Below are 22,516 nucleotides of genomic sequence, written 5' to 3'. Positions count from 1 at the left end.
GTGATCGCGATCCTGATCCTTGCAGCGGGCCGCGCGGCGCGGATGCGCGGCGGCGACAAGCTGCTGGAGGAGGTCGATGGTGCGCCCTGCCTGACCTTGCTGTGCAACAGGGCGCTGGCGAGCGGTGCCGAGGTCTTCGCCGTGATCCCCGATGGCGATCACCCCCGCGCCACCGCCCTGCCCGCCCTTGTGCACCCCGTGCCCGCGCCCGACGCCGATCTGGGCATGGCGCACTCGATCCGGGCAGGCATCGCGGCCCTGCCCCCCGGAACAGAGGCCGCGATGATCCTGCCCGGCGACATGCCCGAAATCGAGACCGCCGACATGCAGGCGATGATCGCCGCGTTCTCAACTACGCCCTCACAGATCTTGCAGGCCGCGACCCAAGACGGCGCGCCGGGTCATCCGATCCTGTTCGCCTCTACGCTGTTTCCCGAGTTCGAGACGCTCACGGGCGATACCGGAGCACGCCGCGTGATCGAGGCGCATCGCGCGGATTGGACGCTGTTTCCCCTTCCGGGGCAGCGAGCGCGCCAGGACCTGGACACGCCCGAGGACTGGGCAGCCTGGCGCGCGTCACAAAGCCGAGAACCCTGACGAAAAATCGCCGGACAGCCCAGCGCCGAACTCCGTCCTCCCGCCCCAGCGAGTCGCGATGGCACCCTGCGCTGTCGACCAGTGCCGTTTCCCGAAGACGTCACACCGAGGCGGCCGAAAACCGTGCTGACCGGCGCACGGTCCGGCCAACAGAAGCCCGAGCCGAAACCATCGCGTTGGGGGCCGTTTCCGAGCCGGACGCAACCGGGCCGATGTCAGGATATGTCGCGCAACTCCGCCCGCGCGCGCTCCACCGTGACCGCGCCCGCTGCGACGATGGCGGCGGCGACCCGGTCCACCTGATCGCCCGTCGCCCCCGCAAGAATGGCGATGTTGCGCGCGTGCAGCGTCATGTGACCCTTCTGGATGCCCTCGGTCGCCAGCGCCCGGAGCGCACCGAGGTTCTGTGCAAGCCCCACCGCGGCGATCACCTCGGCCAGCTCACGCGCCGAGGTCACCCCCATCAGCCGAACCGCCGCCTGCGCCGCTGGATGGGTCTTGGTCGCGCCCCCGACCAGCCCCACCGCCATCGGCAGTTCTAGCGTTCCGACCAGCGCCCCACCGGCCCCGATCTCCCAGCGCGACAGGCTCGTGTAGCGTCCCGAACGCGCCGCATAGGCATGCGCACCCGCCTCGATCGCGCGCCAGTCGTTGCCGGTGGCCAGAACCACGGCGTCGATGCCGTTCATGATGCCCTTGTTGTGCGTCGCCGCGCGATAGGGATCGACCACGGCCAACGCCGCTGCATCGACCACCCCCTGCACGACCTCGGCCCCATCCAACGCCTCCGTCGTCAGAGCCTCGGGTGGCAGTTCCACCCGCGCCCGCACCAGTCGGCGGTCGGCGAGGTTCGACAGGATGCGCAACCGCACCGGCGCACCCGCGATCTCGGCGACGCGGGGGGCGACCGCCTCGGCCATGGTATTGACCGCGTTCGCCCCCATCGCGTCGCGCACGTCCACCAACAGGTGCAAGATCACCATCGCACCCGCAGGCGTGTCGGAGAAAACCTGCACCTCGATGTCGATGCAGCCGCCGCCCAACCCGGTCAGAACCGAATCCTGCGCGTTGGCGATGGCGATCAGTTCGTCGCGGGCCGCCAGCAGACGCTGGCGCGCGCCCTGGGGATCGGCCGGACGCAGCACCTGAACCTGCGCCCGCATGACCGGCGCGTCCGATGAGGTGTGAAACCCGCCCGCCCCGCGCGCAAGCCGCGCCATGTAGGAGGCCGCCGCCACGACGGAGGGCTCCTCGACCGCCATCGGCACGAGGTAATCGCGCCCGTTCACGGTGAAATTCGTGGCAATGCCCAACGGCAGCTCGAAGGTGCCGATCACGTTTTCGATCATCCCGTCGGCCAGCGCCTTCGGCAGCGCGCCGCCCCCCGCCAGCGCCGCGCTTGCGTCCTCGGGCAGCCCGGCCGCTGCCAGCACGGCAGCCCGGCGCGCCTCGACCGTCATGTCGCGCAGACCCGCGATGCGCGATGTCCTGCCGTCGTTGTCCTTCACCATGGTGATCTTCTCTCCCTCTCCGTCTTGCGCGCAGTGATGCACGGAAGCCGCGGACCCGCAACGCCCTTTCCGGCGCAACATGCAGTCGTCACAGTGATAACAGGAGGCTGGTACCCAAGGCCGGACTCGAACCGGCACGCCCGCAAAGGCGGGGGATTTTGAATCCCCTGCGTCTACCATTCCGCCACTTGGGCCTCTGACCCGGATGTAACCGCCTGCCCGCGCGAGGTCCAGAGCCAAAAACGCGCGCAGCGCCATTGACGCCCCGCGCACAGCATGGTTTTGCACAGCCAGACATGTCCCCGGACCGCGCCCCCATGCTCAGAGCCACCTATGACAAGACCATGCAGCTCGCGGATCACCCGCAAGCGCTCTGGTGGCTGGCTTTCGTCGCCTTCATCGAAAGCTCTGTCTTCCCGATTCCGCCCGACCTGCTGATGATCCCGATGATCCTGGCCCGCCCGTCTCGCGCCTGGCTCATCGCGTCAGTGGCACTGGTCGCCTCGGTCGCAGGCGGCATGCTGGGCTACGCGATCGGCTTCTTCGCCTATGAGGGCATCGGACAGCCGATTCTCGCGGCGATGGGCAAGGCCGAGGCGATGGAGGCGTTCAACACCCGCTTCAACGACTTCGGCTTCTGGGCAGTGCTGACCGCCGGCGTCACGCCTTTCCCCTACAAGGTCATCACCATCATGTCGGGTTGGACCGCGATGCCACTGGGGACGTTCATCGCCACCTCGATTCTCGCGCGCGGATTGCGATTCTTTGCCGTCGCGGCCCTGCTCAGGGTCTTCGGCGCACCGGTGCGCGGTTTCATCGAGCAGAGGCTCGGCCTGATGTTCACGCTTTTCATGGCGTTGCTCATCGGCGGATTCATCGCGGTGAAATACCTGTGAGCCGGCACCTGCTGATCCTCGCCGCCGCGGGCGGTTCGCTGGCGCTGCTGCTGGCGGCCTTCGGCTTCCAGCATTTGGGCGGGCTCGCCCCTTGCCAGATGTGCCTCTGGCAGCGTTGGCCGCATGCCGCCGCTGTCGTGATCGGCGCCGTCGCGCTGATCCTGCCGGGGCGGGCCCTGCCGCTGCTCGGCGCCGCGGCCGCGATGACCACCGCCGGTATCGGCCTCTATCACACCGGGGTCGAGCGCGACTGGTGGCAGGGCCCCACCACCTGTTCGTCGGGCCCGATTGGCGACCTGACACCGCAGCAACTGATGGAGCAGATCATGGCCGCGCCGCTGGTCCGTTGCGACGACGTTCCGTGGGAGCTGTTCGGCCTCTCGATGGCCAGTTGGAATGCGCTGGTCTCCGTCGCGCTCGCGCTTCTCTGGTTGATGGCGGCGCGGCGCGTCTGAGCCGCCGGTACCGGCTTCCCACGGATCAACACGGATCAGGTCGCGACGCGCAGGGGTCAACTCGCCTTGCGCGTGCTCAGCAACAGGCTGGTCTCGCTGGTGCTGACCCCGTCGAGCCGGCGGATCCGGCTCAGCGCCGCGTCAAGGTCCTCCAGCGTCTCGGTGCCCAGTTCCACGATCACATCCCAGCGTCCGTTGGTGGAATGCACCGCGCGCACCTCGGCCAGGCCCTGCAACTGGCGGATCACCCGGTCGGTGCCCCGCCCCTCGATCCCGATCATCATCAGCCCGCGCACCGGGTCGCGCAGCACGTCCTCCTTCAACACCACCGTGAAGCCTAGGATATCGCCGCGCTGGCGCAACCGTTCGATCCGCGCCCGCACCGTGGTGCGCGACAGGTTCAGCGCCAGCGCCAGGTCCGACAGCGACGCCCGCGCGTCATGACGCAGCGCCGCGATCAGGCGTTCGTCCGTTTTGTCCATATTGACCTCCATTTCGATCAATATACCCGCGACTCGACCAAAACACACCCTTCACGGCACCCCGTTTCGCGCAGTATCGATCCTGCACCCCTGAAACACGCACCCGAGGATGACCATGAACCGCAAGACCTGTATCCTGATCGGCGCCCCCGTGGACAGCGGCAAGGACCGGCGCGGTTGCCTGATGGGACCCGACGCCTATCGCACCGCCGGTCTTGGCGAGGCGCTGACCGATCTCGGCCACAAGCTGCGCGACATGGGCAACCTGACGCCCGCCACCCATGCGCCCGACCTCGGTGACAGCAAGCTGCACCGTCCGAACGAGACCATCGGCTGGACCTTCCGCCTGATCCGCGCCGCCGAGGAAGCGATGTCGCGCGGCCTGCCGATCTTCCTGGGCGGCGATCACGCGCTGTCGCTCGGCAGCGTCGCCGGGGTGGCCAACCACGCCGCCTCCGTCGGGAGGCCGCAATTCGTGCTGTGGCTTGACGCGCACAGCGATTTCCACACTCCCGAGACCACGGCCTCGGGCAACCTGCACGGCACACCGCTGGGCTATGTCACAGGGCGGCGCGGCTTCGGCGGCTTCCCGGAAGTGCGCAACCCCATCCCGCAGGAGAACATCTGCATCCTCGGCCTGCGCTCGGTCGATGCGGCCGAGAAACTGGCCCTTCAGGGCACCGCGATCCACCGCCACGACATGCGCGAGATCGACGAGACCGGCATCGCCCGCCCGCTCGCCGCCTTCCTGCAGCGGGTCTCCGAGGCGCAGGGCATGCTGCATGTCAGCCTCGATGTCGATTTCCTCGACCCGATGATCGCGCCGGCTGTCGGCACAACCGTTCCCGGCGGCGCCACCATCCGCGAGGCGCACCTGGTGATGGAAATGATCTGCGACAGCGGCCTGATGACCTCGCTCGACCTCGTCGAACTGAACCCCTTCCTCGATGATCGCGGCCGCACCGCGCAGGTCATGGTCGACCTCGCGGCCTCGGCACTCGGCCGCCGCGTCTTCGACCGCCCGACCCCGGGCCAGCAGTGATCACGGAGAGCACGCCCATGACCCAACCTTCCGACAAGGCCCTCGTGCCCTTCGTCTCCGTCGACCACATGATGCAGCTGATCCACCGAATCGGGATCGGGCCCATGCTGCAGGGCCTCGCCGAGTACATCGAGGCCGATTTCCGCCGCTGGGAGCTGTTCGACAAGACCCCCCGCATCGCCAGCCATTCCGCGGAGGGCGTGATCGAACTCATGCCGACCTCGGATGGCGAGGTGTATGGCTTCAAATACGTGAACGGCCACCCCAAGAACACACGCGAGGGTCTGCAGACCGTTACCGCCTTCGGCCTGCTGGCGGATGTCGGCAACGGCTATCCTGTGCTGCTGAGCGAGATGACGATCCTCACCGCGCTGCGCACAGCGGCGACCTCGGCGATGGTGGCGAAACATCTCGCGCCCAAAGGGGCCGACACGATGGCGATGATCGGCAACGGCGCGCAGTCCGAGTTCCAGAGCCTCGCAATGAAGGCGATCTGCGGGCTGACGACGGTGCGGCTCTACGACACCGATCCGGCGGCCACCAGGAAATGCGCTGCCAACCTCGCCGGCCACGGGTTGACGGTCGTGTCGTGCACGACACCCGAAGAGGCGATCGAGGGCGCACAGATCCTCACCACCTGCACGGCGGACAAGCAATATGCCACGATCCTGACCGACAACATGGTCGGCAGCGGCGTGCATATCAACGCCATCGGCGGCGACTGCCCCGGCAAGACCGAACTCGCCCCGGCGATCCTGCACCGGTCCGACATCTTCGTCGAATTCCCGCCACAGACCCGCATCGAAGGCGAGATCCAGCAGCTCGACGCCGATCATCCGGTGACCGAGCTCTGGCAGGTGATGACAGGCGCCGCCCCGGGCCGCGTCTCCGATCGCCAGATCACCCTTTTCGATTCCGTCGGCTTCGCGATCGAGGACTTCTCCGCCCTGCGCTACGTCCGCGACCAACTCGCCGACACCGGCCTCTACCATGCGCTCGATCTTTTGGCCGATCCCGACGACCCGCGCGACCTCTTCGGCATGCTCCAGCGCGCAGCGCCCTGAAGGCGCTGCGGTGACCAAATTGCGGGGCCACGCACCCCATCACCCTTGGCACCCTGATGACCGCTGTCAGCCCGAAACGGACCTTCCGTTTTTGATTCAAAACTGCGTTAGCTGGCCTTCACCGGTCGGGCACCAAAGGAGCAAGTTGCGGACCTTGTTGCCGTTGGGCTTTTTGACCAGAACGTCGGCTTCCGGAGCATCAGCCACAAACGGTTAATTTCGCCTGTGCCAAAAACGTATGAGATTTGGCAGGATTGTTATTTTAAAGAGAGAACTGCTGCTTCGCTCAAATCGGTTTTTCTGTTAGGAGACCCGAAGGCTCGCGACTGATCTCTGGCTTTTGGCATTCAATTTTGGGGGACACCGTGGAAATTCAAACCGCATGCGCTGACCAGTTTGATCAAGTCGTAGCGTTGATGACTGTTGCATTCGTGGACGATCCCGTTTGCCGGTATCTTTACCCTGATATCGGGCAATACCGGAAGCACTTCCCAGAGTATGTCCGGATCTATGGAATGCCCGGTCTTCAGCAAGGCGGCACTCACATCGTGGAAAACACTGGCGCAGCGCTTTGGGTTCCCCCCAACGCGCATCCGGACGAAGAGGCGCTGGACGACCTGTTGGCGCGCAGCGTTGCCAAAGAAGCCAAGCCTGAGCTCTTTGAGGTTTACGCGGAATTTGATCGCGCGCACCCAAGAGAGGCCCATTGGTTTCTTCCCCTCATGGGCGTCGATCCATTTGCCCGAGGCCAAGGGGTTGGTGCGGCACTCATGCAGTATGGGCTCAACATCTGCGACGAGGATGGAACACTGGCATATCTTGAATCAACCAAACCTGAAAACGTCCCTTTCTATGAACGTTTTGGCTTTAGGCGCTACCATCTGATTGACGTCGGACGGCATCCGCCGGTCACCACGATGGTGAGGGCACCGCGATGAAACATAGCTGAGATAGCTGCAATGGAGTTTGGTCCGTTTTTTGGTTGTCTCAATAATAGCAGACCTTGGAGCGCCTCGCAGCATACTGCAACATGGGCTCTGAATCCGAATTCGCTGCACTCTACACGAATGGCTGCTGTCGGGAAACGAGCCAGACTTTGCAAACCCCGCTTCTCTGCGCGGAGCCGCCCCCTCGCCCATGGTCCCGGTCCGATCCCGTGTTGCCCGTACGCGCCGTTAACCCGCATCCGGGCGGCTTTGCGTATGCACGCGGTCTGCACGGGATATGTACGCCTGGCACAGCCCGGATTTGACCCGAACGCCCTTGTTAACCGGGGCGATCGGGATGAGTCGCCCGCGGCCCGGCTCCGGGCCTTCACATCTCGTTAACCCCGGCGCGGATCACGCTTCGAGTTCCGCGTCCCAATAGAGGAAATCCATCCAGCTTTCGTGCAGGTGGTTGGGCGGGAACTTGCGGCCCATGTTGCGCAGCTCTTCCGCGCCCGGCTGGCGCGGCGGGCGGCGCAGGGACAGGCCCGTGCGGTGCAGCGGCTTGGACCCTTTCCTGAGGTTGCAGGGACTGCAGGCCGCCACCACGTTCTGCCAGCTCGTCACCCCGCCACTGGCGCGCGGCACGACGTGATCGAATGTCAGATCGCCCCTGGAGCCGCAATACTGACAGCGGAATTCGTCCCGCAAAAACAAATTGAAGCGCGTGAAGGCCACGCGCTTCTGAGGTTTCACATAGTCTTTCAGCACCACCACCGAGGGTATTCGGATTTCCGTGCTGGGGCTGCGCACCACCTCGTCGTATTCGGCCACGATATCGACCCGATCGAGCCAGGCGGCCTTGATCGCCTCCTGCCAGCTCCACAGGCTCAGCGGGTAGTAGGACAAGGGGCGGTAATCTGCATTCAGGACCAATGCCGGGTTCCGGCGCAACGCACCTGGGTCTCTTACGAATTCCGTCCTGAATTCAGCGTTCATCGCGCGACTCCGTCCTCGCCCTGCCTGCCCTTGTCCGGCGCCGGAGCGGGGAACCCGCCCCATCTTGGGCTTGACTATATATCGTGGTCGCAACCTGACAAGCCTTCTTGCGCCACTACATGTCGGGTTTTGTTTTCCACCATGCTGCATGCGCAAAGTGACGGCGGCATGACGGCCTGCCGCCCCCCGGCTTGCGGCTGGCGGGACGGACAGGCTAAGGCGGGGCATGTCCCGGCTGATCCGTTTCAACAAACCCTTCGACGTGCTCCCGCAGTTCACCGATCGTGGCAGCGTGGGCAGCCCGCGCCGCACCCTGTCGGATTTCATCGACCTGCCCGGCGTCTATCCCGCCGGACGGCTGGATCGTGACAGCGAGGGGCTGATGCTGCTGACAAATGACGGGCGGTTGCAGGCCCGCATCGCCGACCCCCGCCACAAGATGGACAAGAGCTACTGGGTCCAGATCGAAGGTCTTCCCGAAGACGCGGCACTCGATGCCCTGCGCCGGGGCGTCACGCTCAAGGACGGCCCGACCCGCCCCGCGAAGGCGCTGCGCATCCCCGAGCCCGCCGGCCTCTGGCCTCGCCAGCCGCCGATCCGGGTCCGCAAGTCCGTGCCCGATTGCTGGATCGAGCTGACGATATCCGAAGGGCGCAACCGGCAGGTCCGGCGCATGACCGCCGCCGTCGGCCATCCGACGCTGCGCCTGATCCGCCACCGCATCGGCCCGTGGCGACTCGACGATCTGGCCCCGGGCGACTGGGCCGACATCGCCCCTCCTGACAGGCGCACCAAGTCCTGATAGGCTGCCGCCCATGCCCGCCGATGCCATCCCCAACCCGCCAAGCGCGATCCTCGAAGCCGCGGTCTATGTGGACGATCTCGACGCCGCCGAGGCATTCTACGGCGACCGTCTCGGGCTCGTGGCCTTCCAGCGCGTCGAGGGGCGACACGTGTTCTTCCATGTCGGAGAGTCGGTGCTGCTGGTCTTCAAGCCCGACGCCACCGAGATCCCGACGGACAACCCGCGCCTTCCCGTGCCACCGCACGGTGCGCGCGGTCCGGGCCATGTGTGTTTCGCCATGCCGCGGGCCCAGATCGACGCCATGCGGCAGCACCTGGTCGCGCGGGGCGTCGCGGTTGACTCGGAATTCGACTGGCCCAACGGCGCCCATTCGCTCTATGTGCGCGATCCTGCGGGCAACTCGGTCGAATTCGCCGAACCGTGGCTCTGGCGCGACGCCTGACGGCGAAAACTCTGCATCTCTCTTGAATCAAAGACTTGCAGGACGAGCCTCATGCTGAAAATGGCCGCTCAGAGGCTCAGCTTGTCGCGCATGAAGGCGAGCGCCACGCTCAGCCCGTCGGGCGCGATGCCGTGACCGGTACCCTTCATGACATGGGCATAGACATCCTGGAACCCGGCATCCTGCAACGCCTGCGCCGCCTCGGGCAGCGATTGCGGTGGAACCATGTCGTCGGCATCCCCGTGCACCAGCAGGATCGGTGGGCGCACGACCACCTCGTCGCTCAGCGTCTCGGGTGACAGCAACCGGCCGGAGAACGCCACCACGCCCGCCACCGCATCCTCGCGGCGCGGCGCCACATGCAGCGCCATCATCGTGCCCTGCGAGAAGCCGAACAGCACGACCTGCTCGGGCAGAACGTCCTCGTCGACCATCAGCGCGTCGAGAAAGGCATTGAGGTCCTGCACCGCCGCGGCCATGCCGCGCTCGGCCTCCTCCTCGCTCGACCCGTCAAGCCAGGGAATCGGGAACCACTGAAAGCCGTTCGGCATGCCGGGGATCGTTTCGGGCGCGTCGGGTGCAACGAAGAGCGTATCGGGCAGATGCTCGCCCAGCGGATCGGCCAGCCCCAACAGGTCGGCCCCGTTCGCGCCATAGCCATGCAGGAACACCACGACCGACCGTGTCTCGCCCGATTTCGGCTCCTTGCGGCCGGCGTTCAATACTCGTGTCATGCGCTGCCCTGCCCTTTCCTGTGTTGCGGACGCCCCTGCGGGTGCCGGCCGGTTCTGGCATGGGCGCCTGTGACTGGCAAGGCGATTGACCGGTGCCGGTCCGTGCAAGTGGATGCAAGTGACCAGAAAAACGTTGTCATGACAGTGCCAAGTCGTATCGTGAAAAGTGCATGACGAGGGAGACATCGCCCATGACCCGACACCTCACCGCCCTGTGCCTGACGGCCGTCCTTCTCGGACCGCCGGTTGCGCAGGCCCAGACCGACACAGCCGCGCCACAGGAGGAGGTGCCCGAAGAGGCCCTGCTCACCCAGGCCGAGATCGAGACGCTGGTGGCGCCGGTGGCGCTCTATCCCGACACGCTGCTGATCCAGATCCTCGTCGCCTCGACCTTCCCGCTCGACGTGATGAAGGCCGACCGGCTGCTCGCGATCAACGAGGACAGCGACCAGGACACGCTGCAGGCGGCGATCGATGCCGAGGGTTATGACCCCAGCGTCGCCGTTCTGGCCACCGCCTTTCCCACGGTCATCAACGACATGGCGACCCATGTGGAATGGACCGAAACGATGGGCAACGTCATGCTCGCGCAGAGCGACGACGTGATGGCCGGCGTGCAGACCCTGCGCCAGCAGGCGATCGACAACGGCGCGCTGATCAGCGGCGATGCCCAGACCGTCGAGGTCAGCAACGACAACGAGGTGATCATCCAGCCCACCGACCCCGAAGTGGTCTATGTGCCGCAATACGATCCGCAGGTCGTCTATGCCGACAATGACAGCGGCGTCGAAGACGCTCTGGTCGCGGGTGCCGTCGCCTTTGGAACCTTCGCGGTGATGGATGCGATCTTTGACAATGACGATCCGTGGAACGACTACTGGGGCTGTCGCAACTGCGGCGGCTGGGGCGGCGGCGGGACCGGCATCATCCGCAGCCCGAATATCGACCTCGACGTCGACGGAAACGTCAATATCGGCAACAATATCGATCTGGGCGACAAGCAATGGCGCCCCGACAACAACCGCGCCCAGGATGCGAAGAACAAGATCGCGGAAAAGCGCAACCCCGGCGGGGCCACGACGCTGCCCTTCGACAAGGGCGACAGCCGCGGCGACGAGATGCGCGCCAAGCTGTCCAACAAGGCGGGCGCCACCGATATCAGCCGTCCCGGCAACCGCGACCAGATCGCCAACATCCAGCGCCCCTCCAAACGGCCCGAAGGCATCAAGCGCGACGCCGTCGCCAAGACCAAACCCTCGCTGAACCGCCCGAACGCCGCGACCCGGCCGGCGGTCAAGAAACCCGCGGTGAAGAAACCCGCCGCGGCGAAACAGCAGATCGCCAAGAGAAAGCCCGCGGCCAGCCGGCCAACGGCATTGAAGAAACGCAGCAGCGCCCCCAAGGCCCGCGCAGCCTCGCACCGTGGCGGTGGCGCGCATCGGGCAGGCAAACGGCGGAGATAAGACCATGAGCAGACCCCTTCTTGCCGGACTGGCCCTTGCCGGTCTCACCGTCTCGCCGCTTCTGGCAGAGCCCGCGACCTATGCCTCGCCCACCGACGCGGCGATGGCCTTCATGGAGGCGCTGGACAGCAATGAACCCGGCGCGGTCCTGTCCGTCTTCGGCCCCGAAAACGGCGATCTCGTGCGATCGGGCGACCCGGTCGAGGACGGGATCAACCGCCTTGCCGTGCAGGCCATGTTCCGCGAGGGCTACCGTCTGCAACCACAGGAAGACGGCTCGGTCGTGCTGGCGCTCGGCGCCGATGGCTGGCCCTTCCCGGTCCCGCTGGCACGGATGGATGAAGGCTGGGCGTTCGACGCCGCCGCCGGCGCAGCCGAAGTGCTGGCGCGCGAAATCGGTGGCAACGAGCTGGACATCATCGACCTGATGGATGCCTATGGCGACGTGCAATTGGCCTTTCGCCTCGTCGATCAGGATGGCGACGGCGTGATGGAATTCGCCCGCCAGATCATCTCCTCCGCCGAGGATCGCGACGGGCTGTTCTGGCCCGGTCAGAACAGCCCGATGGGCGCCAACCTCGCCCGCGCCTCGGTGTTCGGCTACAATGACGGCGAAACCGATCATCCGCCCGAACCCCATCACGGATATTACTTCCGAATTCTCGACGGGCAGACTGACGCCGCGCCGGGCGGCGCGATGAGCTACCTGGTGAACGACCAGATGGTCGGCGGCCACGGCCTGCTGGCGGTTCCGGCAGACTATGGCGTGACCGGCATCCACAGCTTCATGGTATCGGAAAACGGCGTGATCCTGCAGGCCGATCTCGGCGAGGAGACGCTCGACATCGCCGCCGACATGACGCTCTACGATCCGGGCGATGCCTGGAGCCCGGTGGAAGACTGACCCTCAGTCCGAAATGCCGCGTCGCGCGGTCGCGACGCGGTAATAGGCCCAGAGCAGCCGCGCCGCGACCGACCGCCACGGCGACCAGTCTTCCGCCATGGCACGCAGGGCGCGATCGCGGGGCCGCTCGGGCAACTCGAACAGGATCCTTGCGGATTCCTGCAGGGCGAGATCTCCCGCCGCGAAGACATCGGCACGCCCGAGGCTGAACATGGCATAGATCTCGGCCGTCCAGATACCGATCCCCGGCACGTGCGTCAGCGTGGCGATCACCTCCTCCGACGGCAGACGACGCAGGGCGGCATAGTCGATATCCGCCTCGGCCAGCGCGCGGGCATAGCGCATCTTCTGCCGACTCAGCCCGATGGCGCGCAATGCCTCGTCGGAACTCGCGGCGACGCGGTCGGGCGCGGTCAGCCCCGCGTCCTCCATCCGCGACCAGATCGCATTGGCCGAGGCGACGCTGACCTGCTGGCTGACGATCGCGTTCAGCAACTGGGCGAACCCGTCCGGCCGCAGGCGCAACGGCAGCGTGCCGGTCTCGCGCAGCGCGGCCGAAAACTCCGGCACCCGGTCCGCCAGCCACGTGGCTCCCTCGGCGACACAAGCCTCGCCCAAGATGACGCGCCCGACGCCCATATCGGGTCCGGCCGCCCGGTCTTTCGATCCCTTGTCCATCGCCCCAGACTAGACCCGGACCCGGCCGGTGCAAGCCGCTTGTGCATTCCGCAAACCGGAGATAACCAATCCGCATGACAGAGCAGATCGACGATAGACGCGCCCGCCGCAACGTGTGGGTGCTGGTGGCGGCCCAGGCCTTCCTGGGCGCTCAGATGCCGATGATCTTCACGGTCGGCGGCCTGGCCGGGCAATCGCTGGCCAGCAATGTCTGTCTCGCCACGCTGCCGATCTCGCTGATCGTGCTGGGCTCGATGCTGTCGGCAACGCCGATTTCCGCGATCATGCAGAAATTCGGCCGCCGCGCCGGGTTCTTCATCGGTGCGCTCGGCGGCGCGGCGGGCGGTGTGATCGGAGCTTATGGCCTCTATCTCGGCTCCTTCCCGGTGTTTCTCGCCGGCAGCTTCCTGACCGGCATCTACATGAGCGCGCAGGGGTTTTACCGCTTCGCCGCCGCCGACACCGCGTCGGACGCGTTCCGACCCAAGGCGATTTCCTATGTCATGGCCGGCGGCCTCGTTTCGGCGGTGATCGGCCCGCAACTGGTCAAGGCGACCAGCGACGCGTTCGTCATTCCGTTCATCGGCACCTACATGGCAGTGATCGGGGTCAACGTGATCGGCGCATTCCTGTTCTTCTTCATCGACATCCCCAAGCCGCCCGCCCCGTCGCCGGACAGCCCGCGTGGGCGCACCCGGTGGGAGCTGATCACCACCCCCCGCATCGCCGTCGCGGTGATCTGCGCAATGGTGTCCTACGCGCTGATGAACCTGGTGATGACCTCGACGCCGCTGGCGGTGGTCGGCTGTGGCTACACGGCGGGCAACGCCGCTGATATCGTGTCGGCCCACGTGCTGGCGATGTTCGCACCCTCCTTCTTCACCGGTCACCTGATCGCGCGCTTCGGGGTGGAAAAAATCGTGGCGCTCGGCCTCGTGATCCTCGCCGGTGCCGGAGCCGTGGCGCTAAGCGGGGTCGAGCTGGAGCATTTCTTCGTCGCGCTGATCCTGCTGGGGCTCGGCTGGAACTTCGGCTTCATCGGCGCGACCACCATGCTGGCGGGCGCCCATTCCCCCGAGGAGCGCGGCCGGATGCAGGGGCTGAACGACCTTCTGGTCTTCGGCGGCGTCACCGTGGCCTCGCTAGCTTCGGGCGGGCTGATGAACTGTTCGGGCGGCTCGGCCGTCGAGGGCTGGACCGCCGTCAACCTGGCCATGGCGCCACTCCTGGCGCTGGCGGGCGCGGCGCTGATCTGGCTGATGCTGCAACCGGAAACCCGGCGCGCCTGAGGCTCAGAGCCGCCCCCGGGCCGCGGTCACCATCAGCCCCAACCGCTTGCGCGCCGCACTGGTGCCCAGCGTGCCCTCGCCCACCCGCCGCGGTTCGCGCACGACCTGGCGCAGGATCACCCCCGCCTGCCAAGCCGGCAAGAGCGCGGCGAATGCCGGGCCGTTCACCCCTCCGGCGCGCGCACGGGCCAGCCGCGCCAGCCCCCGCTCCGCCAGCGTCCGCAGCCCGTCCGGCGTGCCATCGAGCAGCGGAATCCGGTTGCGCGCCTCCAGCTCGGGAATCGCGCGGAACCAGTTGGCCAGCCCCAGGGCAAAGCCCGCATCGCGCACCGCCGACTCCTCGGCCTCGCCGAGCGAGCGCGCGGCAAGCCACATCAGCGTGCCCGCGCTCTGGTCGATATACCGGTCGAAATGCGCCGCATCCTCGAAAGGATCGCGGTAGATGTCCCAGCGCCGCACCGCGATCATCTCGTCGGCCACGGCGGCAAGGTCGGGGCTCAGCACCTCGGCCAGCGGTGTGATCACCTCGTGCCGGCGCACCGGCCCGCCGGCGGCGATCTCGGCCAACGCGTCGCGCCACCATTGCAGCCGCATCTCGGCGATCATGCTCTCCTGCGTGACCCAGGGCGCGCGCGCCACCTCGACATTCAGCGCATAGAGCGGGAACAGCACGCGCCGCGCCGCCACCGGCGCCGCCATGGTCGCCAGGAACCGATCCGGGTCGGCCCGCTCCACCAGTGCCGCACAGGCCGTGAGGTCAGCGCCGAACGTCACGAATCAGCTTCCAGCGGATCGCGTCCAGCAGCGCCTCGAAACTGGCATCGACGATATTGGCGCTGACGCCCACGGTCGACCAGCGCCGCCCCTTGCCGTCCTCGCTGTCGATGATGACACGGGTCACCGCCTCGGTGCCACCCTGGGTGATCCGCACCTTGAAGTCGACCAGCCGCATGTCGTCGATCACGGCGGAATACTGACCCAGGTCCTTGGCCAGCGCCTTGGCCAGCGCGTTGACCGGGCCGCGATCACTGCCGCTCTCGTCCAGCGATTCACTGACCGACAGGCGCTTTTCGCCATCGACCTTCACCACCACCACGGCTTCCGAGAGGCTGACCATCCGGTCGTACTTGTTCTTGCGCCGCTCGACCGTCACCTTGTAGCGCTTGACCTCGAAGAAGGCGGGCAGCTGGCCCAGTTCCTCGCGCGCCAGCAGTTCGAAACTGGCCTGCGCCGTGTCGTAGCTGTAGCCCTCGTCCTCGCGCGCCTTGATCCGGTCGAGAATACGCCCCAGCGCCGGATCCTTCGGCGCCACCGTCAGCCCGGCATCGGCCAGGCGCTTGCGCAGGTTCGACTGCCCGGCCTGGTTCGACATCGGGATGATGCGCGCGTTGCCGACCTGCGCGGGGTCGATATGTTCGTAGGTCGCCGGGTTCTTGACGATGGCGCTGGCATGCAGTCCCGCCTTGTGGGCGAAGGCGGACGCCCCGACATAGGGCGCCTGCCGCGTCGGCACCCGGTTCAGGATGTCGTCCAGCATCCGGCTGGTGCGGGTCAGCCCGGCCAGGGCCTCGAACGTCACGCCGGTAGCAAACCGGCTCGCGTAGGGCTCTTTCAACAGCAGCGTCGGGATCAGCGAGGTCAGGTTGGCGTTGCCGCAGCGCTCGCCCAGCCCGTTCAGCGTGCCCTGCACCTGCCGCGCGCCCGCATCCACGGCGGCCAGCGTGCAAGCGACAGCGTTCTCGGTATCGTTGTGCGTGTGGATGCCCAGCCGGTCGCCCGGAATGCCCGCCGCGATCACCTCGGCCACGATGCGGCCCACATCGGCGGGCAAAGCGCCGCCATTGGTGTCGCAAAGCACGACCCAGCGCGCCCCGGCCTCCATCGCCGCCCGGCAGGCCGCAAGGGCATAGTCCGGGTTGTCGCGATAGCCGTCAAAGAAATGTTCCGCATCGAACAGCGCCTCGCGCCCCTGCGCCACGACATGGGCGATGGAGGCCCCGATATTGGCGAGGTTCTCCTCCAGCGTGATGCCGAGCGCCTCGGTCACGTGGTAATCATGCGCCTTGCCGACAAGGCAGACCGTCTGTGTACCCGCGTTCATGACCGCGGCCAGAACCTCGTCGTTCCCGGCCGACCGCCCCGCCCGCTTGGTCATGCCGAAGGCCGTCAACCGCGCGCGCGTTTGCGGAGCTGCGTCGAAAAAAGCGCTGTCGGTCGGATTCGCCCCCGGCCAGCCGCCTTCGATATAGTCGACGCCGAGCGCATCCAGAGCCGTCGCGATCTGCACCTTCTCGGCGGTCGAGAACTGCACCCCCTGCGTCTGCTGCCCATCCCGCAAGGTGGTGTCGTAGAGATAGAGGCGCTCGCGGGTCATCGGGCGGTCGCCTCGCGCGATAAGGGCAGTCCCCGACCGCGGGTGGGGGTGAAGCCCCCGCCCGGGGGGGCGGTCGGGGGCTGCCCGTGGTTCCCACGGGCGGTGGTGCTTGGTTTGGAGAAGGTAAAAATAGAACAAGGAAACTCTGTCATCGCAACAACTCCAAAGAAGCAGGATCGAAGTTGGGACCAGCTTCGAGTTTGACGCCATCCTTGGTCATTGAAACGATCACACCGGCATCGCCCAGTTTCTGTTTGATGGAATCAACTACGCTGAAGTCTTTGCTGGCGATTGCTTTTTCGCGTTCGGACTGCAAACTCTCAGCCAGAGGCACAAGTTGCGATTGCGCCATGCGCAAATCGTCTACGATTCTTTCTAGCTCTCCAAAGCTAAAAAATCCGAGAAATACCAAGTCTGCCGCCAACTGCGTTCCGTCGGAAATATTCATCAACTCGTCCAAGACACTCAGAGCGCCGTGTGTGTTCAAATCATCACTGAGGAACGCGACTAATTTCGAAGACGGTCCAATCTCACGCGCGCGCTGCAGATCCCCATAGATTTCCACGTAGCGGCAAAAATCCATGAGTTTGAATCGTGCTGCAGATGCCCTCTCCGCTGTCCAGTCCATCGGCTTGCGGTAATGCGTGGACAGGAAAACATAACGAATCTCTGCGCCCGGAATTCCTTGGTCCAGCAAATCGCGCACGGTGAAGAAATTGCCCAGGCTCTTGGACATCTTCTTCCCTTCGACCTGCAGCATCTCGTTGTGCATCCAGGTGCGCGCGAAAGTGCCGTCACCATGGGCGCAGCAGCTCTGCGCGATCTCGTTCTCGTGGTGGGGGAACATCAGGTCGTTGCCGCCGCCGTGGATGTCGAAGCTCTCGCCCAGCAATTCCTGCGCCATGGCCGAACACTCGATATGCCAGCCGGGCCGCCCCCGGCCCCAGGGCGAGTCCCACCCGGGCAGATCCGGCGTCGACGGTTTCCACAGCACGAAATCCATCGGGTTCTTCTTGTAAGGCGCGACCTCGACGCGGGCGCCGGCGATCATGTCATCGACCGACCGGCCCGACAGTGCGCCATAGTGCTCGCGCCAGCTATCCACCGCGAATAGCACATGGCCCTCGGCCGCATAGGCATGGCCCTTCGCGATCAGATCCTCGATCATCGAAACCATCTGCGGGATGTATTGCGTCGCGCGCGGCATATGCGTCGGCTCCAGAGCGCCAAGCGCACCCATGTCATCCAGGAACCACTGCGTCGTCTCCGCCGTGATCTCGCCGATCTCGCGCCCGCTCTCGGCAGCGCGCGCGTTGATCTTGTCGTCCACGTCGGTGAAGTTGCGCACATAGGTCACGTGATCCGCGCCGTACACGTGGCGCAACAGCCGGAACAGCACGTCGAACACCACCACGGGGCGCGCGTTGCCCAGATGGGCGCGGTCATAGACCGTCGGGCCGCAGACATACATCCGCACGTTGCCGGGGTCGATCGGCGTGAACACCTCTTTCTTGCGGGTCAGGGTGTTGTGCAGCTTGATCGTCGTCATGTCGAATTCCTCACGCAGGCAGCGCGGGCTTAGCAACTTGTTCCAGGGATGAAAACGACAGAAACCGGCCCGCAGCGATGTTCAGCGGGCGATACAGCGGATAATGAGGCCGTTGCGGTTCATTCCGGCCTGATACCACGTCCCGCGCGCGCTGCAAAGCTTGCTTGCGCGCGACCGTTGGGTCAGCCTCGCTCCATGAGCCGCGACACCGTCAACCGGATCTGCGCCGCGCTGCCCGGCGCCGAGCGCAGCGCCCCTTTCGGGCCGGGCACCGATGTCTGGAAGGTCGGCGGCAAGATCTTTGCCTGCATGGGCAGCGACGACACCGGCGTTTCGACCAAGACGCGGGACATCGAAACCGCGCGGATGCTGATCGAGGCCGGGTCTGCAACCCGCGCGCCCTACTTCCATCGTTCCTGGGTGCATGTCCCGCTGGATGCCGCCCCGGACGCGCTGCGCCATCGCATCCATGCCTCCTATGACATCGTCCGCGCCAGCCTGACGAAAACGGCGCAGGCCGTCCTGCCGCCGCGGCCGGATTGACAAATCGCGCCATGTCTGACCCTGTCCCGCGACACGACCAAACCGCGGAGACCGAACATGCCCCTGTCCCATCGCATCACACACCTGAACGGAGGCGGTTCCGACGGCTGGGACCTGTTCAACAAGGCGCGCGCGATGCTGGCGCGCGGCATCGACGTGACCGAACTGACAATCGGCGAGCACGACATCCGCACCGATCCCTCGATCCTCGAGGCGATGCACCGCTCGGCGATGGGCGGTCACACCGGCTATGCCTCGGTCCCCGGCGTGCGGCAGCTGCGCGAGACCGTGGCCGCCCGCGTGCAGGCGCGCACCGGCGTGCAAACCGGGGTGGACAACGTGATCATCACCCCCGGCGGACAGGCTGGCCTCTTCGCCGCGCATGCGGCGGTCTGCGACGAGGGCGATGCGGCGCTGTTCATCGATCCCTATTACGCGACCTATCCCGGCACGCTGCGCGCCGTGGGCGCAGTGCCGCGTGCGGTGCAGGCGCGGGCCGAAAACGCCTTCCAGCCGCTGGCCGCCGACGTCGACGCCGCCGCCACCGGCGCGGCCTCCCTGCTGGTGAATTCGCCCAACAACCCCACGGGCGTGGTCTATGGCGAGGACACGCTGAACGGCATCGCGGGGGTCTGCCAGGCGCACGATCTGTGGCTGATCTCGGACGAGGTCTACGAAACGCAGGTCTGGGAGGGCACCCATGTGTCGCCGCGCGCCCTGCCCGGCATGGCCGACCGCACGCTGGTCATCGGCTCCATGTCGAAATCCCACGCCATGACCGGATCGCGCATCGGCTGGATCGTCGGCCCGCGCGAGGCCATCGCGCACCTGGTCGACCTGGCCACGAACACGACCTACGGCGTGCCGGGATACATCCAGGACGCGGCACTGTTCGCGCTGAACGAGGGCGCGCCACTCGAAGACCGCGTGGCCGAACCGTTCCGCCGCCGCCGCGCGCTGGCGCAACGCATCCTGGCCGGGCAGAACACGGTCCGCCTGGTTCCGGCGCAGGGCGCGATGTATCTGATGCTGGATGTGCGGGCCACCGGGATGAGCGGCGAAGGTTTCGCCGAGGCGCTGCTCGACACCCATCATATCGCCGTCATGCCGGGGGAAAGCTTCGGGGCGGCCGCCGCGGGCCATGTCCGGGTCGCGATGACGATCGAGGACGACGCGTTCGCGGCGGCGCTGGCAACGCTCTGCGATTTCGCCGCCGAGCGTTGCCGTAAAGCGGGATGACATCGATCGGTCCGGCCAGTGCCGGACCGGATCGGAATCAGAAGCGGAACGACGCCCGGAAATTCACGGTGGTCGCCTCGACATCGAGGCCGCTGGCGTTGAAATCGTCGAAATCGTGCTGCAGCACTTCGCCGCTGACGATCCACTGCTCCGTTACCTGGTAGGCCGCGCCGATCCCGTAGAGATATCCGGAATCATCGCCCAGACCGCTGGTATAGGCTTCCGCCGCGCCGACGATCAGATAGCTCATCCCCGGGCCGAAATCATAGCCGAGGTTCAGCTTCAGACGGGACACGTTGTCCAGCGTCACGGTGTTGTTGGCGACATCGATATCCGACCAGTCGTATTCCAGTTCGCCGCCGACGACCCAGTCGCCGAAGTCATAGCGATACCCGCCATGCAGGCCGAACATGTAATCTTCACCGCCGGGCACGTTGTTGGACACGTCGACAACCCCGTATCCAAGACCGGCACCGACATATCCGCCGGTCCAGTCGCCCGCATGCGCGGCACCTGCGGCCAAGACGAACGCGCCGGCCAAAAGTGCTTTTTTCATTGGTCCCACTCCATGTGTTCTGTTCCCCGGACCCCCCGGTCCGGTCGTAAGGATCCAGTGCCCCACCATGGCATCTTATCCTGTGCTTCCACTTGGGTCAAAACGGTTGTTCTTCAAGGGCATTTCACACGCACCGGTCTAGTCGGCGCCGAAAGTGGCTCAAAAGCGACACAGGTCGCGAACTGGACAGACGCCATCCCGGTTCGCCGACAGGCTGGATCCATCAGGAGGGCTTGGATGCAGGCTGAACGCAGCAAGATCGGTCTTGTATCGCGCACCATCGGCGCCGCGCGCGGCCGCGCGGCACGGGGCCGACCGGGTCGGCGATGATCCGCCCATTCCCTGCCCTCCAGACGGACCTTTCTCCATGAACGAACAGACAAAGCCCCTTTCTCCCGGCCGCAGCGGCGGCCGTGCCGCCCGCCGTGCCGCCCGCGCAGCCCCCCTGGCCGATCACCTGCGCCCGGTGCGCCCGGGCCTGTCGGGCGGCAGCTACGGCCCGCTCACCACCGCCGGCATGGACCGCATCCACCAGGCCGCGCTCGACGCGCTGGAACAGATCGGACTCGCCGACGCCCCCGAGAGCGGCGTGCGCCACCTGACCGGCGCCGGCGCGATCCAGGGGCCCGACGGGCGTATCCGCTTTCCCCGCGCGCTGGTCGAGGACACCATCGCCCGTGCCAACCGCGCGATCACCCTGATGGGACGCGACCCGGCGCATGATCTCGACCTCAGCGGCACCCGCGTGCATTTCGGCACTGCCGGCGCGGCGGTGCACCTCGTGGATGTGGACGGCCGCAGCTACCGCGAATGCACGGTGCAGGACCTGCACGACGCCGCGCGCATCGCCGACCGGCTCGACAACATCCATTTCGTGCAGCGCCCGATGGTGTGCCGGGACATTCCGGACAACCTCGAGATGGACCTGAACACGATCTACGCCTGCTGCGCCGGCACCCGCAAACACGTGGGCACCTCGATCACCGAACCCGCCTTCGTGCCCAAGGCGCTGGAGCTGCTGCACCTGATCGCGGGCGGCGAGGACAAGTGGCGCGCGCGGCCCTTCGTGTCAAACTCGAACTGCTTCGTCGTGCCGCCGATGAAATTCGCCACCGAAAGCTGCCAGGTGATGGAGGCGCTGATCGAGGGCGGAATGCCGATCCTGCTGCTCTCCGCAGGCCAGGCCGGCGCCACCGCCCCGGCCCCAATCGCCGGCGCCATCGTGCAGGCGGTGGCCGAATGCCTCGCCGGGCTGGTCTATGTGAACGCGGTCAGGCCGGGTCACCCGGCGGTCTTCGGCACCTGGCCCTTCGTCAGCGACCTGCGCACCGGCGCGATGTCGGGTGGCTCGGGCGAACAGGCGCTGCTGACCGCGGGCTGCGCGCAGATGCACCGCTACTACGACCTGCCCGGAGGCGCCGCCGCCGGCATCGCCGATGCCAAGCTGCCCGACATGCAGGCCGGCTGGGAACAGGCCATGTCCAACGTCATGGCCGGGCTCTCGGGGCTGAACATGGTCTACGAGGCCGCGGGGATGCACGCTTCGCTGCTGGGGTTCTGCCTTGAATCCCTGATCCTCGGAGACGACCTGATCGGTCAGGCCATGCGCTGCGTGCGCGGGATCGAGGTCGACGAGGACTCCGTCTCGCTCGAAACGATCCGCGCCACCTGCATCGGCGGCCCGGGTCACTATCTCGGCTCCGCGCAGACGCTGACGCGGATGCAGACCGACTACATCTACCCGGCGCTCGCCGACCGGACCTCGCCCAAGGAATGGGATGAACGCGGCAAACCCGACCTGCTGCAGCGCGCCACCGCCCGCAAGGAGCAGATCCTCGCCGACCGGGCCAGCGCCCGGTTCGACCCGGTGACAGACGCGGCGATCCGCGCCCGGTTCAACATTCACTTGCCCGTCTAAGCCATTGACGAAAAAGCACCCGGCCGGTCCGGCCGGGTGCCACTGTGCGG

General features: G+C 66.4%; 23 protein-coding genes and 1 tRNA gene. 14 read left to right on the top strand and 10 right to left on the bottom strand.

Annotated elements, in window-relative coordinates; all coding sequences use genetic code 11:
* The gene (locus JF290_RS02245) at positions 1-597 is read left to right on the top strand and encodes a nucleotidyltransferase family protein (protein ID WP_199023096.1); all 597 of its coding nucleotides are present in this window, start codon (positions 1-3) and stop codon (positions 595-597) included.
* A 215-nt stretch (positions 598-812) separates the two neighbouring features.
* Here JF290_RS02245 and JF290_RS02240 read toward each other — a convergent pair whose 3' ends face one another.
* Positions 813-2,108 carry a hydroxymethylglutaryl-CoA reductase, degradative gene (locus tag JF290_RS02240; protein WP_199023095.1) on the bottom strand — a complete coding sequence of 432 codons (1,296 nt, stop codon included), beginning with the start codon at positions 2,106-2,108 and terminating at the stop codon, positions 813-815.
* A gap of 108 nt (positions 2,109-2,216) precedes the next feature.
* Positions 2,217-2,302: transfer RNA gene (locus JF290_RS02235), tRNA-Leu, on the bottom strand.
* Between the two features lie 123 nt (positions 2,303-2,425).
* Between JF290_RS02235 and JF290_RS02230 the strand changes: the two genes are divergently transcribed.
* A complete protein-coding gene (locus tag JF290_RS02230) occupies positions 2,426-3,004 on the top strand; it encodes a YqaA family protein (protein ID WP_199023094.1) in 579 nt (192 codons plus the stop codon).
* The gene (locus JF290_RS02225; RefSeq protein WP_199023093.1) at positions 3,001-3,459 is read left to right on the top strand and encodes a disulfide bond formation protein B; all 459 of its coding nucleotides are present in this window, start codon (positions 3,001-3,003) and stop codon (positions 3,457-3,459) included. Before JF290_RS02230 ends, JF290_RS02225 begins: the two co-directional genes overlap by 4 nt.
* 56 nt (positions 3,460-3,515) lie before the next feature.
* Here JF290_RS02225 and JF290_RS02220 read toward each other — a convergent pair whose 3' ends face one another.
* On the bottom strand, positions 3,516-3,941 hold the full coding sequence (locus JF290_RS02220; protein WP_199023092.1) for an Lrp/AsnC family transcriptional regulator: 426 nt from the start codon (positions 3,939-3,941) through the stop codon (positions 3,516-3,518).
* 115 nt (positions 3,942-4,056) lie between these two features.
* Between JF290_RS02220 and rocF the strand changes: the two genes are divergently transcribed.
* The 3 genes from rocF (at position 4,057) to JF290_RS19670 (ending at position 6,985) form a co-directional block, all read left to right on the top strand.
* Positions 4,057-4,983, top strand: coding sequence for an arginase (gene rocF, locus JF290_RS02215; protein WP_199023091.1), 927 nt, complete (start codon positions 4,057-4,059; stop codon positions 4,981-4,983).
* A 17-nt stretch (positions 4,984-5,000) separates the two neighbouring features.
* The gene (locus JF290_RS02210) at positions 5,001-6,047 is read left to right on the top strand and encodes an ornithine cyclodeaminase (protein ID WP_199023090.1); all 1,047 of its coding nucleotides are present in this window, start codon (positions 5,001-5,003) and stop codon (positions 6,045-6,047) included.
* A 365-nt stretch (positions 6,048-6,412) separates the two neighbouring features.
* Positions 6,413-6,985: a GNAT family N-acetyltransferase gene (locus tag JF290_RS19670; protein WP_199023089.1), complete on the top strand. Its 573-nt coding sequence runs from the start codon at positions 6,413-6,415 to the stop codon at positions 6,983-6,985.
* A gap of 402 nt (positions 6,986-7,387) precedes the next feature.
* On the opposite strand, the gene JF290_RS02200 is transcribed toward JF290_RS19670, so the two are convergent.
* Entirely contained in the window at positions 7,388-7,972 is a 585-nt protein-coding gene (locus tag JF290_RS02200) for an HNH endonuclease (RefSeq protein WP_199023088.1), read from the bottom strand.
* A gap of 226 nt (positions 7,973-8,198) precedes the next feature.
* Between JF290_RS02200 and JF290_RS02195 the strand changes: the two genes are divergently transcribed.
* Positions 8,199-8,774 (top strand): pseudouridine synthase, encoded by a 576-nt coding sequence (locus JF290_RS02195; RefSeq protein ID WP_199023087.1) that lies wholly within the window; start codon positions 8,199-8,201, stop codon positions 8,772-8,774.
* 13 nt (positions 8,775-8,787) lie between these two features.
* Positions 8,788-9,219: a VOC family protein gene (locus JF290_RS02190; RefSeq protein ID WP_199023086.1), complete on the top strand. Its 432-nt coding sequence runs from the start codon at positions 8,788-8,790 to the stop codon at positions 9,217-9,219.
* 68 nt (positions 9,220-9,287) lie between these two features.
* On the opposite strand, the gene JF290_RS02185 is transcribed toward JF290_RS02190, so the two are convergent.
* A complete protein-coding gene (locus tag JF290_RS02185; RefSeq protein WP_199023085.1) occupies positions 9,288-9,953 on the bottom strand; it encodes an alpha/beta hydrolase in 666 nt (221 codons plus the stop codon).
* A 191-nt stretch (positions 9,954-10,144) separates the two neighbouring features.
* Here JF290_RS02185 and JF290_RS02180 point away from each other — a divergent pair, with 191 nt between their 5' ends.
* Both JF290_RS02180 and JF290_RS02175 read left to right on the top strand, forming a co-directional pair.
* Positions 10,145-11,416 (top strand): DUF3300 domain-containing protein, encoded by a 1,272-nt coding sequence (locus tag JF290_RS02180; RefSeq protein WP_199023084.1) that lies wholly within the window; start codon positions 10,145-10,147, stop codon positions 11,414-11,416.
* 4 nt (positions 11,417-11,420) lie between these two features.
* Complete coding sequence (locus tag JF290_RS02175) at positions 11,421-12,320, top strand: DUF2950 family protein (RefSeq protein ID WP_199023083.1); 900 nt, start codon at positions 11,421-11,423, stop codon at positions 12,318-12,320.
* Between the two features lie 3 nt (positions 12,321-12,323).
* Here the strand turns inward: JF290_RS02175 and JF290_RS02170 are convergent, their stop codons facing one another.
* A complete protein-coding gene (locus JF290_RS02170) occupies positions 12,324-12,959 on the bottom strand; it encodes a DNA-3-methyladenine glycosylase family protein (RefSeq protein WP_199023233.1) in 636 nt (211 codons plus the stop codon).
* Between the two features lie 113 nt (positions 12,960-13,072).
* Here JF290_RS02170 and JF290_RS02165 point away from each other — a divergent pair, with 113 nt between their 5' ends.
* Positions 13,073-14,287, top strand: a complete 1,215-nt coding sequence (locus JF290_RS02165; protein ID WP_199023082.1) for an MFS transporter — start codon at positions 13,073-13,075, stop codon at positions 14,285-14,287.
* A 3-nt stretch (positions 14,288-14,290) separates the two neighbouring features.
* Here JF290_RS02165 and JF290_RS02160 read toward each other — a convergent pair whose 3' ends face one another.
* From JF290_RS02160 to cysS, 3 genes are all read right to left on the bottom strand, one after another.
* A complete protein-coding gene (locus tag JF290_RS02160) occupies positions 14,291-15,061 on the bottom strand; it encodes a phytoene/squalene synthase family protein (protein WP_199023081.1) in 771 nt (256 codons plus the stop codon).
* Positions 15,045-16,661 carry a citramalate synthase gene (gene cimA / locus JF290_RS02155; RefSeq protein WP_199023080.1) on the bottom strand — a complete coding sequence of 539 codons (1,617 nt, stop codon included), beginning with the start codon at positions 16,659-16,661 and terminating at the stop codon, positions 15,045-15,047. Before cimA ends, JF290_RS02160 begins: the two co-directional genes overlap by 17 nt.
* Before the next feature lie 148 nt (positions 16,662-16,809).
* Positions 16,810-18,210: a cysteine--tRNA ligase gene (cysS, locus tag JF290_RS02150; protein WP_199023079.1), complete on the bottom strand. Its 1,401-nt coding sequence runs from the start codon at positions 18,208-18,210 to the stop codon at positions 16,810-16,812.
* A 195-nt stretch (positions 18,211-18,405) separates the two neighbouring features.
* On the opposite strand from cysS, the gene JF290_RS02145 reads away from it, so the two are divergent.
* Complete coding sequence (locus tag JF290_RS02145; protein ID WP_199023078.1) at positions 18,406-18,753, top strand: MmcQ/YjbR family DNA-binding protein; 348 nt, start codon at positions 18,406-18,408, stop codon at positions 18,751-18,753.
* 57 nt (positions 18,754-18,810) lie between these two features.
* The gene (locus tag JF290_RS02140; protein ID WP_199023077.1) at positions 18,811-19,992 is read left to right on the top strand and encodes a pyridoxal phosphate-dependent aminotransferase; all 1,182 of its coding nucleotides are present in this window, start codon (positions 18,811-18,813) and stop codon (positions 19,990-19,992) included.
* Between the two features lie 37 nt (positions 19,993-20,029).
* Here the strand turns inward: JF290_RS02140 and JF290_RS02135 are convergent, their stop codons facing one another.
* Complete coding sequence (locus tag JF290_RS02135) at positions 20,030-20,548, bottom strand: outer membrane protein (RefSeq protein WP_199023076.1); 519 nt, start codon at positions 20,546-20,548, stop codon at positions 20,030-20,032.
* A 367-nt stretch (positions 20,549-20,915) separates the two neighbouring features.
* Here JF290_RS02135 and JF290_RS02130 point away from each other — a divergent pair, with 367 nt between their 5' ends.
* Complete coding sequence (locus JF290_RS02130) at positions 20,916-22,466, top strand: trimethylamine methyltransferase family protein (protein ID WP_199023075.1); 1,551 nt, start codon at positions 20,916-20,918, stop codon at positions 22,464-22,466.
* Positions 22,467-22,516 lie beyond the last annotated feature (50 nt).

This window comes from Sedimentitalea arenosa, assembly GCF_016428585.1.
Lineage (GTDB): Bacteria > Pseudomonadota > Alphaproteobacteria > Rhodobacterales > Rhodobacteraceae > Sedimentitalea > Sedimentitalea arenosa.
This window is presented reverse-complemented; position numbering and strand designations above follow the sequence as displayed.